16 protein-coding genes and 1 tRNA gene are annotated in these 13588 nt (G+C 37.2%); 14 read left to right on the top strand and 3 right to left on the bottom strand.

The window, feature by feature from the left end; translation table 11 throughout:
- Positions 1 to 74: 74 nt before the first annotated feature.
- The 5 genes from IEW44_RS13685 to tsaD all read left to right on the top strand — a co-directional run bounded on the left by IEW44_RS13685 (position 75) and on the right by tsaD (position 2926).
- Positions 75 to 150, top strand: a tRNA-Asp gene (locus IEW44_RS13685).
- A gap of 167 nt (positions 151 to 317) precedes the next feature.
- Positions 318 to 770 (top strand): tRNA (adenosine(37)-N6)-threonylcarbamoyltransferase complex ATPase subunit type 1 TsaE, encoded by a 453-nt coding sequence (gene tsaE, locus IEW44_RS13680; protein WP_188615622.1) that lies wholly within the window; start codon positions 318 to 320, stop codon positions 768 to 770.
- The gene (tsaB, locus tag IEW44_RS13675) at positions 767 to 1462 is read left to right on the top strand and encodes a tRNA (adenosine(37)-N6)-threonylcarbamoyltransferase complex dimerization subunit type 1 TsaB (RefSeq protein ID WP_188615621.1); all 696 of its coding nucleotides are present in this window, start codon (positions 767 to 769) and stop codon (positions 1460 to 1462) included. Before tsaE ends, tsaB begins: the two co-directional genes overlap by 4 nt.
- Positions 1452 to 1901: a ribosomal protein S18-alanine N-acetyltransferase gene (gene rimI, locus IEW44_RS13670; RefSeq protein ID WP_188615620.1), complete on the top strand. Its 450-nt coding sequence runs from the start codon at positions 1452 to 1454 to the stop codon at positions 1899 to 1901. The genes tsaB and rimI overlap by 11 nt, the downstream gene beginning before the upstream one ends.
- Entirely contained in the window at positions 1901 to 2926 is a 1026-nt protein-coding gene (gene tsaD, locus IEW44_RS13665; protein ID WP_188615619.1) for a tRNA (adenosine(37)-N6)-threonylcarbamoyltransferase complex transferase subunit TsaD, read from the top strand. Before rimI ends, tsaD begins: the two co-directional genes overlap by 1 nt.
- 377 nt (positions 2927 to 3303) lie before the next feature.
- Here the strand turns inward: tsaD and IEW44_RS13660 are convergent, their stop codons facing one another.
- Positions 3304 to 5235 carry an ABC-F family ATP-binding cassette domain-containing protein gene (locus tag IEW44_RS13660; RefSeq protein ID WP_188615618.1) on the bottom strand — a complete coding sequence of 644 codons (1932 nt, stop codon included), beginning with the start codon at positions 5233 to 5235 and terminating at the stop codon, positions 3304 to 3306.
- 125 nt (positions 5236 to 5360) lie between these two features.
- Between IEW44_RS13660 and IEW44_RS13655 the strand changes: the two genes are divergently transcribed.
- The 3 genes from IEW44_RS13655 to tatC all read left to right on the top strand — a co-directional run bounded on the left by IEW44_RS13655 (position 5361) and on the right by tatC (position 7130).
- Positions 5361 to 5996: a redox-sensing transcriptional repressor Rex gene (locus tag IEW44_RS13655; RefSeq protein ID WP_188615617.1), complete on the top strand. Its 636-nt coding sequence runs from the start codon at positions 5361 to 5363 to the stop codon at positions 5994 to 5996.
- Positions 5997 to 6091: 95 nt separating this feature from the next.
- Positions 6092 to 6286 carry a twin-arginine translocase TatA/TatE family subunit gene (locus IEW44_RS13650; RefSeq protein WP_188615616.1) on the top strand — a complete coding sequence of 65 codons (195 nt, stop codon included), beginning with the start codon at positions 6092 to 6094 and terminating at the stop codon, positions 6284 to 6286.
- Between the two features lie 16 nt (positions 6287 to 6302).
- Positions 6303 to 7130 carry a twin-arginine translocase subunit TatC gene (gene tatC / locus IEW44_RS13645; protein WP_188615615.1) on the top strand — a complete coding sequence of 276 codons (828 nt, stop codon included), beginning with the start codon at positions 6303 to 6305 and terminating at the stop codon, positions 7128 to 7130.
- 46 nt (positions 7131 to 7176) lie between these two features.
- Here tatC and IEW44_RS13640 read toward each other — a convergent pair whose 3' ends face one another.
- Positions 7177 to 7905: a CPBP family intramembrane glutamic endopeptidase gene (locus IEW44_RS13640; protein ID WP_188615614.1), complete on the bottom strand. Its 729-nt coding sequence runs from the start codon at positions 7903 to 7905 to the stop codon at positions 7177 to 7179.
- A 155-nt stretch (positions 7906 to 8060) separates the two neighbouring features.
- On the opposite strand from IEW44_RS13640, the gene groES reads away from it, so the two are divergent.
- The 6 genes from groES to IEW44_RS13610 all read left to right on the top strand — a co-directional run bounded on the left by groES (position 8061) and on the right by IEW44_RS13610 (position 13159).
- Positions 8061 to 8345, top strand: coding sequence for a co-chaperone GroES (gene groES / locus IEW44_RS13635; RefSeq protein WP_188615613.1), 285 nt, complete (start codon positions 8061 to 8063; stop codon positions 8343 to 8345).
- A gap of 44 nt (positions 8346 to 8389) precedes the next feature.
- The gene (gene groL, locus IEW44_RS13630) at positions 8390 to 10027 is read left to right on the top strand and encodes a chaperonin GroEL (RefSeq protein ID WP_188615612.1); all 1638 of its coding nucleotides are present in this window, start codon (positions 8390 to 8392) and stop codon (positions 10025 to 10027) included.
- Positions 10028 to 10176: 149 nt separating this feature from the next.
- Positions 10177 to 10899, top strand: a complete 723-nt coding sequence (locus IEW44_RS13625; protein ID WP_188615611.1) for an SDR family NAD(P)-dependent oxidoreductase — start codon at positions 10177 to 10179, stop codon at positions 10897 to 10899.
- An 18-nt stretch (positions 10900 to 10917) separates the two neighbouring features.
- The gene (locus tag IEW44_RS13620; RefSeq protein ID WP_188615610.1) at positions 10918 to 11790 is read left to right on the top strand and encodes an HpcH/HpaI aldolase/citrate lyase family protein; all 873 of its coding nucleotides are present in this window, start codon (positions 10918 to 10920) and stop codon (positions 11788 to 11790) included.
- Positions 11791 to 12138: 348 nt separating this feature from the next.
- On the top strand, positions 12139 to 12828 hold the full coding sequence (locus IEW44_RS13615) for a DUF2225 domain-containing protein (protein ID WP_188615609.1): 690 nt from the start codon (positions 12139 to 12141) through the stop codon (positions 12826 to 12828).
- Positions 12812 to 13159 carry a hypothetical protein gene (locus IEW44_RS13610; RefSeq protein WP_188615608.1) on the top strand — a complete coding sequence of 116 codons (348 nt, stop codon included), beginning with the start codon at positions 12812 to 12814 and terminating at the stop codon, positions 13157 to 13159. Before IEW44_RS13615 ends, IEW44_RS13610 begins: the two co-directional genes overlap by 17 nt.
- Positions 13160 to 13245: 86 nt before the next feature.
- Here the strand turns inward: IEW44_RS13610 and IEW44_RS13605 are convergent, their stop codons facing one another.
- Positions 13246 to 13572 (bottom strand): YflT domain-containing protein, encoded by a 327-nt coding sequence (locus IEW44_RS13605; protein WP_188615607.1) that lies wholly within the window; start codon positions 13570 to 13572, stop codon positions 13246 to 13248.
- Positions 13573 to 13588 lie beyond the last annotated feature (16 nt).

Below are 13588 nucleotides of genomic sequence, written 5' to 3'. Positions count from 1 at the left end.
AGTTAAGCTCTTTAGCGTCGATGGTAGTTGGACGTAGGTCCTGCGAGAGTAGAACGTTGCTAGGCAATACTTTTGGTCCCGTGGTGTAGCGGTTAACATGCCTGCCTGTCACGCAGGAGATCGCCGGTTCGATCCCGGTCGGGACCGCCATTTTGTATATTATCCCTTTAATTTACTTAAAGGGTTTTTTTGTAGATATTTTTAAAAGAACAACTCTTTTCATTGAGTATGTTCTTTTTTTATAGCCTTTTTCAAATTTCTTAACGTATAATTGTAGAGAAGAATATAAAATATGTATGTTTGTGAGGGATTTTCATATGCGATATAAAAAAGTGATGACTACAGTTGATGAGACAAATAAATTTGCACACACTCTCGCAAAACTTGTGCATAAACAAGATGTGATTTTACTGGAAGGCGATTTAGGTGCTGGAAAAACGACGTTTGCTAAGGCCTTTGCTAAAGGAATTGGCGTAAAAAGAGTTGTAAGTAGCCCTACTTTTACTATTATGAAACAATATGAGGGGAGATTAACATTTAATCACCTTGACGTATATCGTTTAGCAGATAGTGAAGAGGATCTAGGTTGGGAAGAGATATTTTATGGAGAAGCTGTAACGCTAGTTGAGTGGGCTCATCTAATAGAGGAAGATTTACCAGTAGAGTATTTAAAGATAGACATACGCTATGTTGATATGAATACAAGGGAATTTATATTGACAGCTAAAGGAATAAGATATGAACAAATGTTAAGGGAGTTAAAGGGATGATATGGTTAGGCATTGATACAGCGAATGCTCCACTTGCAGTAGCTGTAATGAATAATGACGAAATTTTAGTGGAAATCAAACAACATATTAAACTAACACACTCTATTGGAGCGATGCCTGCTATAGAAGAAGCATTACAGCGTGCTAATATAGAACCTAAAGCTATTAATGCTATCGCTGTGTCGATTGGACCTGGTTCTTATACAGGTGTGCGAATTGGTGTCACCATTGCTAAAACATTAGGATGGACATTGCAAATTCCTGTAGTGCCAGTTTCAAGTTTAAAAATTTTAGCGAGCAATATCGACTCGACTACAATTATCTGCCCAGTGATAGATGCTAGACGTAATAATGTTTATGCAGCCATTTATCAAGGCAATGAAACTTTATTGGATGACGGGCATTATTCAATGGAAACTGTAATAGCCTGTTTAGAGTCGTATAAAGCTTCTGTCAATTTTGTAGGTATGGATGCTATAAAATATGAAGAACAAATTAAAAATATATTAGGTGATAAAGCTACAATAGCACCACCAGCTAAAAGCTTACCTAGCGCAGTAGAAGCTATTTTATTAGCTCAACAAATGACATTACCAATGATTGAAGCCGTACATCAGTTAGTGCCTGTTTATAAACGTATTACAGAAGCAGAGGCCAATTGGTTGAAGGAGCAACAGCCTTATGACAACTAAAGTCAGCTATCGTAAAATGACGATTTTAGATGTGCAAGCTGTACATGCTATAGAAGAAGCGACATTTCCGACTCCTTGGACGGAAGATTCGTTTTACTATGAGATGACTGAAAACCAATATGCCTATTATATTTTAGCTAGTGAAAGTGATAATATTGTAGGTTTTTGTGGTATGTGGATGGTGTTAGGTGATGTTCAAATTACAAATGTAGCCGTGTTACCAGCATATAGAGGCCAAAAAATTGGCGAAGGGCTTATGACTGCAGCGATGGCCACAGCAAAAGCACATGGAATGGAAAACATGAGTTTGGAAGTGAGGATATCGAATCATATCGCTCAACAATTATACCGAAAGATGGGCTTTTCAGATGGTGGTATTAGAAAAGCATATTATACTGATAATCAAGAGGATGCTCTTGTCATGTGGGTGAAATTATAATGAATAATGAATATATATTAGCAATCGAAACAAGTTGTGATGAGACAGCAGCCGCAATTATTAAAGATGGTAAAGTAATTGTGGCAAATATTGTAGCCTCGCAAATCGAAAGCCATAAAAGGTTTGGTGGCGTAGTTCCAGAAGTAGCATCACGTCATCATGTGGAGCAAATTACATTAGTAATAGAAGAAGCATTACAAACCGCGCAACTTGCACCAAAGGAGTTGTCAGCAGTAGCCGTAACAGAAGGCCCAGGTTTAGTGGGAGCATTACTAATTGGTATAAATGCAGCTAAAGCATTTGCTTTTGCTCATCAACTGCCATTGATAGGCGTTCATCATATCGCAGGTCATATTTATGCTAATGCATTGGTGCAACCTATGGTATTTCCTTTACTAGCTCTTGTTGTCTCAGGTGGGCATACAGAGCTTGTACTTATGAGGAATGCAGGTTCATTTGAAGTGATTGGTGAGACGAGAGATGATGCAGCAGGAGAAGCTTATGATAAAGTAGCACGGGTTTTACATTTACCTTACCCAGGTGGGCCACATATCGACCGTCTAGCACACGAGGCTACAGAGGCTGTTGATTTTCCAAGAGTATGGTTAGAAGAGGATAGTTATGATTTTAGTTTTAGTGGATTAAAGTCAGCAGTTATTAATTATCAGCATAATTTACAACAAAAAGGCGAATCAATTGATGCGTCGGCAGTAGCTAAAGGTTTTCAAGATAGTGTTGTAGAAGTATTAACAGCAAAAACATTACGAGCAGCTAGAGAATATCAAGTAAAGCAAGTTATTGCAGCTGGTGGAGTTTCAGCAAATAAAGGTTTACGTGCCTCTTTAACCCACACTTTTAAGAATGAGGGTATACCATTTTATGTACCACCATTACACTTATGCACAGATAATGCTGCCATGATAGGTGCAGCAGCGAGTGAAATGTTTAAGGCTCGACAATTTGGAGCGCTCAATATGAATGGCAATCCAGGTATGGCATTAAAATCTTGGCTAGTAGAACAATAAGTAAAGAACGTTTATGAGATATTAATATCTTGTAAACGTCTTTTTTGTGTATAAGTCAGTAAAATGAGAATATTCTTTTAGAACAAATGTACTTATCCACCGGTTGTGGATAACTTGTGGATAAACTACATGTAGTATGGTATTTTGTCAATAATTTTTCTAGTTATTCTGTGGATAATGTGTATAACTATGTTGATAGCTTGAAATATAAACAATCTTCTTGTGTATAACTTTGTGTATTTCGCTTCACAAAAAATTTACACTTGACCAATATATATGAATAAAGCATGTTCGTTACCTGTTGGTTAAAATAAATAATCCCCTTTCCAAATAAAACAGCAAACCAGCGAATGTTGGTTTGCTGTTGTTATTTTGAATTATAATGATTCAAGTTCTTCTTGTAATGAGAGCCATTCTAGCTCATATGTTTCGTACTGTAGTTTGGCGCTTTCTAATGCTGCTTGAATGGTAGCCACTTTTTCATGGTTTGCAAAAATCTCAGGCTGGCAAAGTTCTTCTTCATAATGATGAATCAGGAGATTTTCTTTTTGCATATCATTTTCTAATGCTTCAATAGCTCGAAGTAATTGTCTTTCCCTTTTCTTTACTTCTTTATCAATCTTTTGAGGATGAGGGACGACAGCATTTTTTTTAACGGTGGTTTCTTGTTGTTTTAGTAGAGCCAATTCTGCAAGTTCTTGTTTTTTCTCCACATAATAATTGTAATCACCTAAATATTCAAAGCTGCCCGTTGTTGATAGTTCAACGACTTTGGTAGCAATACGATTAATGAAATAGCGATCATGAGAAACAAAAAGTAAGGTGCCAGGATAATCTAATAACGCATTTTCTAGCACTTCTTTACTATCCAAGTCTAAGTGATTGGTTGGCTCATCAAGTACGAGAAAATTTGATTTTTGCATCATTAATTTAGCTAATGCCAATCTTGCTTTTTCTCCACCAGATAAATCATTTACGATTTTCTCCACATCATTGCCACTAAATAAAAAGCTACCTAATACGGAGCGGATTTCACCTTCATTCAATAGTGGCCATTCATCCCATAACTCATGTAAAACCGATTTATGGCTTGTAAGCTTGGCTTGCTCTTGGTCATAATAGCCAATGGTTACATTTGTGCCATAACGAATTTGCCCTGCTAATAAAGGAATATCTTTGACAATGGCTTTTAATAATGTTGATTTCCCAACACCATTTGGCCCAACGAGCGCAACGCTATCTTCTCGGAATAAACGAAGCTTAATGTTTTCAGCGATTTGTTTTTCCTCATAACCAACAGCGGCATCATCAATGGCTAACACATCATTACCGCTTTGCTTGTCAATTGTAAAGCCAAAATTTGCTGACTTTTCATCGCCTTCAGGTGAGTCAATAAAAGTCATGTTCGCGAGTTTTTTGCGCCGACTCTGCGCCATTTTAGTTGTAGAAGCACGTGCAATATTTTTTTGAATGAATAATTCGAGTTTTGCTTTTTCATCTTGCTGTTTTTCGTACAATTTTACATCACGTTCAAAATTTTTCGCTTTTTCGGTTAAATAGGCGCTATAATTACCTACATAGCGTGTAACAAGTTGACGCGACACTTCGTAGACAACGGTAACAATTTCATCTAAGAAGTAACGGTCATGAGAAACAATTAAAATAGCCCCTTCATAGCCTTTTAAATAACTTTCTAACCAGCTCAACGTTGCAATATCTAAATGGTTAGTAGGCTCATCTAATATGAGTAAATCAGGCTTGCTTAATAGTAGTTTTGCTAGAGCGAGACGTGTCCGTTGTCCTCCAGATAGAGAGGCAATAGGTTTTTGATAATCATTTTCAAAAAATTGCATACCATGTAATACAGAGCGTGTGTCTGCTTCATATTGGTAACCACCAGCTTCTTTGAAATCGTGTTGAAGTTGGTCGTACTCTGTCATAATTTGTGCATATTTTTCTTGATTTTCATATATTTCAGGAAGAGCCATACGATGTTCTAGTGAGCGCAGTTTAGCTTCTTGTTCGTGAATGGCAGTGAAAATAGACATCATCTCATCCCATATTGTTAACGCAGAATGAAGGCCAGCATGTTGTTCAAGGTAGCCGATCCGAACATCTTTCGGTATAATAATATCGCCACTATCGTATGACATTTGTCCAGCTATTATTTTTAATAATGTGGATTTTCCAGCACCGTTACGCCCCACCAGAGCAACGCGATCTCGATGTTGTACTTCTAGTTTGACATTACTTAAAATTTCATCAGCAATAAAAGATTTTGTTAGTTGATTGACTTGTAATACAATCATGATTTCACCTCTGTTCATTGTTAAGTGTAAAGGATGTTTTTGTGCATAGCAATGTTAGCTCTTCACTTTTAACAATGTATTAGGTAAGATAAAAACAATTTGTAAGTAACTTAGGAGGAAATTGTGTGAAAAGTGAAGTGAAAATTCCACAGGCAACTACTAAGCGTCTTCCTCTCTATTATCGATTTTTGCAAAATTTTGCGAATGAGGGTCAGGAACGTGTGTCATCTCAACAATTAAGTGAAGCCATGAAAATTGACTCTGCTACCATTCGCCGAGATTTTTCTTATTTTGGTGCGTTAGGTAAGAAAGGTTATGGTTATGATGTAAAGCATCTTTTAGCTTTTTTTAGTGAAACACTAGACCAAGCAGAACCATCAAAAGTAGCATTAATTGGGGTAGGTAATTTAGGTAGTGCTTTATTAAAGTATAATTTTCAAAAAAACCATAATACACATATTGTCGTTGCATTTGATTCAAAAGCACCTATTGAAGGAAAATTAGTTAGTAATATTCCGGTGTATCCACCAGAATTATTAGAAGAGAAATATCAAGAGTACGGAGCCGAAATGGCGATACTCACTGTCTCACCTCGCTCTGCACAAATGATGGCTGATCGTTTGGCAGCTATTGAAGCGAAGGGGATTTTAAATTTTACACCAGAGCGTATTCACGTTCCAGAACGCATGCAAGTGTTAAACATTGACTTGTCGGTAGAATTACAGGCGCTAATTTATTTAATACGTAATCAAGAAGAATAGGTATAAAACAGACGTAAAATATTCACATTAAATTCGTTAGCTAAATGTAAGGGTTTGCGGTAAAATAGTATATATTATACGAGGAGGTGGCCGTAATGGGTCCAATCGGTCCAGGTAGTATTATTTTAATTGCCATTGTTGCTCTATTAATTTTTGGTCCTAAGAAGTTACCAGAGTTAGGCAGAGCTTTTGGTTCAACCTTGCGTGAATTTAAACATGCTACAAAAGGGTTAGCAGATGACGATGACGATAAGAAGAAAATCGAAGAAAAGAAAGAATTAACTAAATAAGTTAGGTGTTTGACGTATGAATCAACAGGAACTAACTATGATTGAGCATATAGAAGAATTACGAAAGCGGCTGGTGATCTCCGCCGTTTTCTTTGTTTTGAGTCTAATCGGCTCATTTTTTTTAGCTAAACCTTTGATTAAATATTTACAGGATGCCAGCACTACGCATGATTTACAGTTGCATGCCTTCAATGTGACAGCACCGCTGATGATTTATGTACAAATGACACTTTTGATATCGTTGATTATTACATCACCGATTATTTTATATCAAATTTGGGCCTTTGTTAGTCCAGGTTTACGCGATGTTGAACGCCGAGCTACTTTAAGCTATATTCCATATGCTTTTTTATTATTTTTAGCAGGTTTAGCTTTCTCTTACTTTATCTTATTTCCATATATGATGAAGTTTATGACAGCATTATCAACGGATTTGGAGATTCAACAAACGATAGGAATTGAAGCTTACTTTTCATTCTTATTCCGCATTACAATACCATTCGGTTTATTATTCCAATTACCGATTATTATGTTGTTTTTATCACGTATTGGTTTATTAAATCCCGCATGGATGACAAAATTCCGTAAATATGCTTATTTTGTTCTGTTTGTTATTGCAGCGCTTATTACACCACCAGAATTACTTTCACATTTAATTGTAACGGTGCCTTTATTTATTCTGTATGAAATTAGTATTGTAGTTGCCCGTTATGGCTATCGCAAATACTTGAAGTCAGAAGAGGCTCGTCAAAAAGAAGAGTATGAGCTTGAGCAACAAAGAATTGTAGAAGAGGCTTTAGCTAAACAACAAGAGCAACTAGAAGCGATTGAAAATGAAAAATAACTAATAAAAGGTAGGGAACAGGTGTGTAACTTGTTCCCTACCTTTTTTAGTAAAACCATATAATCCATTGTTGTTGAATCATGTCGATTTTATCAACATTCAAGTTTACGATACTAACAAAGCTATTTAATAATACATGGGCAATAATAGGTGTCCATATACTACGTGTCTTATAATAGACAAAGGAGAAGACAAAGCCAGATACAGCATAAACGAGTAGATGGGTAAACTCAAGGTGAATAACAGCAAACATAAGTGAGCTAATTAAAGCAGCAATTAAGTAATTTGTTGGCTTTAATAATACGCCAAAGATACTACGACGAAATACAAATTCTTCTAGTATAGGGCCAATAACAGTCACTACTAATAATAAACTCGGTGCTACTTTAGCAGCTTCTACAATATCTGCTGTGTTTTGTGATCCTGTTGGGATACCTAAAAACTTTACTTCGATTAAAGCAGCCAACCCCTGCCCGATTAATACAAGTACAAAACCAATCACACCCCAAAGTACAACCGTACTAAATGGTTCACGTGGTTTAGTGAATACAGAGGCCCAGTACTCTTTATCTCGTGTTAACCATAGGCAAATAACTAGCGCAAGGAGCGCACAAATAACAATGGAAAAACCACCAGGATTAATAGTAGTGGAGGCAAGTAATGTTTGAGCAGGTTTAATAATAAGTATGGGTAAGAGTTGCATGACTACAGCATAGACAGCAATAACTAGCATAGCTGTGATGAAATGTTTTTTATAATGATAGTTTTGTTCCATTAAAAACGTCCTTTCTCTCTAACTCTTTTCTATTGTAGTAGAAAGTGAAGTAATTTGCTTGCAAAAGAAAATAAAGTTTTATATTATAAGAATTGTATTAGCACTCTTGTTAAATGAGTGCTAAAAAAGATATTTATTATAGGAGGTTGTTTCACTTGTTAAAACCATTAGGTGATCGTCTAGTAATTGAAGTAATTGAGGTAGAAGAAAAAACTGCATCAGGTTTAATTTTAACTGAAACTGCAAAGGAAAAGCCACAACAAGGTAAAGTTGTTGCAGTCGGAAATGGCGTAATGTTACCAAGCGGTGAACGAGTTTCACTTGACGTTAAAGTTGACGACCAAATCTTATTTGATGAATATGCAGGTAAAATCGTAAAATACCAAGGTCAAGAGTACTTAATTTTACGCGAATCAGACGTATTAGCAATTGTTGAATAAATAGATCAAATTGAGTAACAAAATTTAAGGAGGAAATTATACTTATGGCAAAAGATATTAAATTCGCAGAAGAAGCACGCGCATTAATGGCACAAGGTGTTGATAAATTAGCTAACACGGTTAAGGTAACATTAGGGCCAAAAGGTCGTAACGTTGTATTAGAAAAAAAATTCGGCTCACCACTGATTACAAATGATGGTGTAACGATTGCAAAAGAAATTGAGTTAGAAGATGCTTTTGAAAATATGGGCGCTAAACTTGTTTCAGAAGTAGCACAAAAAACAAATGAAATTGCTGGTGATGGTACAACAACAGCAACCGTATTAGCACAGGCTATGATTCGTGAAGGACTAAAAAATGTTACAGCAGGCGCTAACCCTGTTGGCATCCGTAAAGGTATGGACTTAGCGGTAGGTGCAGCTTTAACAGAGCTTAAAGCAATTTCACGCACTGTAGAAAACAAAGAAGAAATTGCTCAAGTAGCAGCAATCTCATCTGCTGATGAAGAAGTAGGCGAATTAATCGCTGAAGCTATGGAACGTGTAGGCAATGATGGCGTTATTACGATTGAAGAGTCAAAAGGCTTTACAACAGAGCTAGACGTTGTAGAAGGTATGCAGTTTGACCGTGGTTACTTATCCCATTACATGGTAACTGACACAGACAAAATGGAAGCAGAGCTTGATAATCCATACATTTTAATTACAGATAAAAAGATTACAAATATTCAAGAAGTGCTACCAGTGCTTGAACAAGTAGTACAACAAGGTCGTCCATTATTAATGATTGCTGAAGATATCGAAGGTGAAGCATTAGCAACATTAGTAGTGAATAAACTACGTGGTACATTTAACGCAGTAGCAGTTAAAGCACCAGGCTTTGGCGATCGTCGTAAAGCAATGTTAGAAGATATTGCGATTTTAACGGGTGGTCAAGTTATCTCTGAAGAAATTGGCTTAGATTTAAAATCAGCCGATATTACAATGCTTGGTCGTGCTGGCAAAGTAGTTGTAACAAAAGACCACACAACAATTGTTGAAGGCGCAGGCGGTGTTGAAGCGGTTGAAGGTCGCATTGCACAAATTCGTGCTCAACTTGTAGAAACAACATCAGAATTTGATAAAGAAAAACTACAAGAACGCTTAGCTAAATTAGCAGGTGGTGTAGCGGTGATTAAAGTTGGCGCAGCTACAGAGACAGAACTGAAAGAGCGTAAACTTCGCATTGAAGATGCCCTGAACTCTACGCGCGCAGCAGTTGAGGAAGGTATTGTTTCAGGTGGTGGTACAGCTCTTATGAACGTATATGGTGCTGTTGAGAAAGCGGCTGAAGGTACTGAAGGCGACGTGGCAACAGGCGTAAATATTATTTTACGTGCACTAGAAGAGCCAGTACGTCAAATCGCAAACAATGCTGGTTTAGAAGGTTCAATCATCGTTGACCGTTTAAAACGTGAGGCAGTAGGTAATGGCTTTAACGCTGCAACAGGCGAGTGGGTAAATATGATTGAAGCAGGTGTTGTTGACCCAGCTAAAGTGACACGTTCGGCATTACAAAATGCAACAAGTGTAGCTTCATTATTCTTAACAACAGAAGCTGTAGTAGCAGACTCACCAGAACCAGCAGGCGCAGCAATGCCAGATATGTCTGGTATGGGCGGCGGCATGCCGGGCATGATGTAATCATAGCTTCTTCGTATAATAAACTCATTTAAAGCAAACAGACACTGACGAATTTTATTTCGTTGGTGTCTGTTTTTATATGGATTTCATTCAAAGGTCTAGTGCCTGAAGGTAGCTTAAACTTGGTACAATGAGTCGAGGTGAGAAGGATGAGTAAAACTTATATCGTTTTTGGAGCAAGTAAAGGGTTAGGCGATGCCTTTGTTAAGGGGTTACCAGAGGTGGGTGACACGGTTTATGTGGTGTCGCGTACAAAACCAAGTAGCTTAATGATAGAGGATGGTGTAAAGCGACAATGGCTATCGTTAGACTTATCGCATCAAAAGGACATTACAAAAATGGTGGAAGTATTGCAAGATGTGACAGTAGACGTTGTGATTTATAATGTTGGCATTTGGGAGCAACGCGGATTTGAAGAGGACTATACATTTGATAACGATAAAGTAGCGGATATCGCGACAGTAATCCAAACGAATTTACTATCAACGATTACATACTTGCAGGCGTTGTTACCGAATGTCAGGAAATCGTCATCAGGTAAAATTATCGTAATTGGCTCTACAGCGGGGCTTGCACACACGAATAATGCGCAAGTGTCATTTGTTGCTTCTAAGTTTGGATTACGCGGTATTACAAATGCTTTAAGAGAGCATGTGCGAGATGATAAAATTGCAGTAACCTGTATTAATCCAGGCGAGTTGGCAGCTGAGGTGCCTTATGAAGCAGGTGTACAAGAAGCTATTGACCAGTATGATGGCACACGCATACCCGTGCAAGATATTGTTGCGCTTGTAAAATGTGTAGTGGCACTTTCACCAGTTGCCTGTGTAAAAGAGATTACTGTACCTGCGATAACAGACTTAAACGCTTAAAGGATGGGAGTAGTTGAAATGAAGGGGATTTATCGTACATTATTATTTATGCCAGCGATAAAGAAGAAGTGGCTAGAACAGAGTAATCAACATGTGGCAGATGCTATTATTTTTGATTTAGAAGACAGTGTACCAATCGATTTAAAAGAAGAAGCACGTAACAATGTAAAATCCGTGCTTGCTTCTGTGAAATGGGAGAAAGAGATTTGGCTGCGTGTTAATAAACATCTCACAGGCTATGCACGTGAAGATTTACGATTAGCAACACATCCAGGCATCAGTGGTGTAGTGTTACCTAAAGTAGCCAGTGTTGAAGACGTATTACAAGTGCATCAACAACTTTTACTACTTGAGCAAGCGCAAGGCTTAGCACCACAAACAATCGCTATACTACCTATGTTAGAGACAGCAAAAGCCTTATGGTTCGCTTACGATATTGCTATGATTGAACGAGTAACAGGTATTATTGGTATTAGCTCTAAAAATGGCGACGTGGAACGTTCTCTTGGTACTCAGTGGACACCTGAAGGTACAGAGAGTATCTATTTAAAATCACGCACTGTCATGGCGGCACGTGCTGCTGGCAAGACACCAATCGGTGGTTTATGGCAAGATGTGCATAATTTAACGGGTCTAAAAAAGGCAGCTCAACGGAATCGTCAACTAGGCTATGATGGGGAACTCGTCCTACATCCATCCAACGTAGAAGTCGTTAATGCCATTTATGCCCCTACAGAAGAAGAGATACGTTATTATGAAGGATTGATTGAAGCATTCACTAAGGCTGAAAAACAAGGCGTTAGTGCTGTTATGTATGAGGGCGACCATATTGACTATGCTCATGTAGCTATGGCTAAGGAACGTCTCGCATACGCACAGCAACTGAAGTGAATAGTATGTTAAACGAGTGGTGAGGGAGAGTTCCTTCATCACTCGTTTTATTTTACAGTCATAAAGCGAGTAGATTTGTATAGGTTGTTAAGGTATGTTGGCATGTAAAATATATTACTTTACTTACCATAGTGATTTTATCCCTTGAGATTAGAACTGTACAAAATTTCTATTAAATAGAACAGAAAAATGTAAAAGAATGAATTAGCTTATAATTGTCACGATAATGCAATGATTATATGAAAAAAACACTAGAGTTTTTCATGTAAAAGAAGTAAATTTATATATAAAGACTCATTTTGTTAGTGTTATAAATCTACTATGAAAATGGGAAGGGGGTACATTGATATGAAATTTAATGTGAATTATTATCAAAAAGAAATGACGTGCCACTTTTGTAAGAAACTATATAAAACATATAAGGCAAGACCTAATCGCTGTAAAATTATAAAAGAAGACACCGATTTTATGCCCATTTATAAAGATTTAAACCCGTTATTATATGAAGTAGCGGTATGCCCACATTGTGGCTATGCATATCACCATTCGATGACAAGAACATATGGCCCATTTTTATTAATTATTGAGCAATTATATATCGAAGAATTACAATTTAAACCTGATTTATGTGCAGAGCGTACAATTGACGATGCGTTAATGAGTTATAAATTAGCATATTTAGTAGCAAAAGCTGCGATGGAAGAGCCCTTGTTACTCGGTAACTTTGCATTAAAAATGGCATGGCTTTACCGCTTGCAAAATAATACAAGACAGGAGTTACATTACTTAAAAGCCGCGCGAGAATTTTATAGTCAGTCCTTCGCTAAAAATAAAGAAGGAGAAGAACGTATTAAATATTTACATGCGGAACTTAGTCTGCGTATTGGCGATATTGATGAGGCGAGAAAAGGTTTTTCACGCATTTTAGGAGATCGTAATATCTCAAATAAATACAGAAAGTACGCGAGAAATCGCTGGGAAGATTATCGCCATGATTATAAAGAGCAGGAGGGCGAAAAGGATGGAATTTCAATTTAATAAATTAGATGTGCGAGAAGAAGAAATTTTCGCTGAACTGCATCATTATTTATTACGGAAAAATAATCGTTATTTAACAAATGATGAAATTGTAGAAAAGACAGGTGTAGCGCCTCAACTTTTATATAAATGGGCAAAACAAGGGAAATTTAAAGCTACTATTTTTCCTAATATAGGGGCTCCTTGTGAACGCTGTGGCACGCTAACACGCACACGTATCTGCCATCACTGTGCAACCAACCTTACACAAACATTGGAAAAAGAAGCGCGTGATAAGGAATGGTTTGAGCAAATTCAAGCTAAGCGAAAACACACATATCACCGAAAATAAGGATACATAGTTGAAGCATGGTATGCATAAATAAAAGTACGATGATGAGCATTTTGCTCATCATCGTACTTTTTTATGCTATTTCATCATGCATCTTTACTTGCTATGATAACAAGACGTCCATGATCTAATTCTTCCTCAGCATCTGCCGCTTCACTTTCGGATAGGCCAACAGATTGCATTTGGCTGCGTAGCTCATCCCCGCGTGATGTAAAAATATTTTTAATGGCTTGTACAACACCTTGTTCTTTTAAACCAACCTCTTCAGTATGCAACTCTTTTGTGATATCTTCTGAACGCTTTTCGTAATGTGCAAAAATATAAATATGTTCTCGGCTGTATCCTTGTGCTTCAAGCGCTTCAATGGCATGCTTAGCTTGAACCCCATTTTCTACGATTCTTGTAATTGCCATAATGATTCAACGTCCT

Origin of the sequence: Lysinibacillus alkalisoli, assembly GCF_014643595.1 — a bacterium.
GTDB lineage: Bacteria > Bacillota > Bacilli > Bacillales_A > Planococcaceae > Metalysinibacillus > Metalysinibacillus alkalisoli.
The sequence above is the reverse complement of the archived record's forward strand: the minus strand, read 5'-3'. Positions and strand labels throughout refer to the sequence as shown.

Excerpts from the sequence above, each read along its gene's own strand:
- IEW44_RS13650 (WP_188615616.1), top strand. The coding sequence starts at position 6,092 with ATGGGTCCAATCGGTCCAGGTAGTATTATTTTAATTGCCATTGTTGCT.
- tsaB (WP_188615621.1), top strand. The coding sequence starts at position 767 with ATGATATGGTTAGGCATTGATACAGCGAATGCTCCACTTGCAGTAGCT.
- groL (WP_188615612.1), top strand. The coding sequence starts at position 8,390 with ATGGCAAAAGATATTAAATTCGCAGAAGAAGCACGCGCATTAATGGCA.
- IEW44_RS13615 (WP_188615609.1), top strand. The coding sequence starts at position 12,139 with ATGAAATTTAATGTGAATTATTATCAAAAAGAAATGACGTGCCACTTT.
- IEW44_RS13610 (WP_188615608.1), top strand. The coding sequence starts at position 12,812 with ATGGAATTTCAATTTAATAAATTAGATGTGCGAGAAGAAGAAATTTTC.
- IEW44_RS13620 (WP_188615610.1), top strand. The coding sequence starts at position 10,918 with ATGAAGGGGATTTATCGTACATTATTATTTATGCCAGCGATAAAGAAG.
- IEW44_RS13605 (WP_188615607.1), bottom strand. The coding sequence starts at position 13,572 with ATGGCAATTACAAGAATCGTAGAAAATGGGGTTCAAGCTAAGCATGCC.
- IEW44_RS13625 (WP_188615611.1), top strand. The coding sequence starts at position 10,177 with ATGAGTAAAACTTATATCGTTTTTGGAGCAAGTAAAGGGTTAGGCGAT.
- IEW44_RS13660 (WP_188615618.1), bottom strand. The coding sequence starts at position 5,235 with ATGATTGTATTACAAGTCAATCAACTAACAAAATCTTTTATTGCTGAT.
- IEW44_RS13640 (WP_188615614.1), bottom strand. The coding sequence starts at position 7,905 with ATGGAACAAAACTATCATTATAAAAAACATTTCATCACAGCTATGCTA.
- tsaD (WP_188615619.1), top strand. The coding sequence starts at position 1,901 with ATGAATAATGAATATATATTAGCAATCGAAACAAGTTGTGATGAGACA.
- rimI (WP_188615620.1), top strand. The coding sequence starts at position 1,452 with ATGACAACTAAAGTCAGCTATCGTAAAATGACGATTTTAGATGTGCAA.
- tatC (WP_188615615.1), top strand. The coding sequence starts at position 6,303 with ATGAATCAACAGGAACTAACTATGATTGAGCATATAGAAGAATTACGA.
- tsaE (WP_188615622.1), top strand. The coding sequence starts at position 318 with ATGCGATATAAAAAAGTGATGACTACAGTTGATGAGACAAATAAATTT.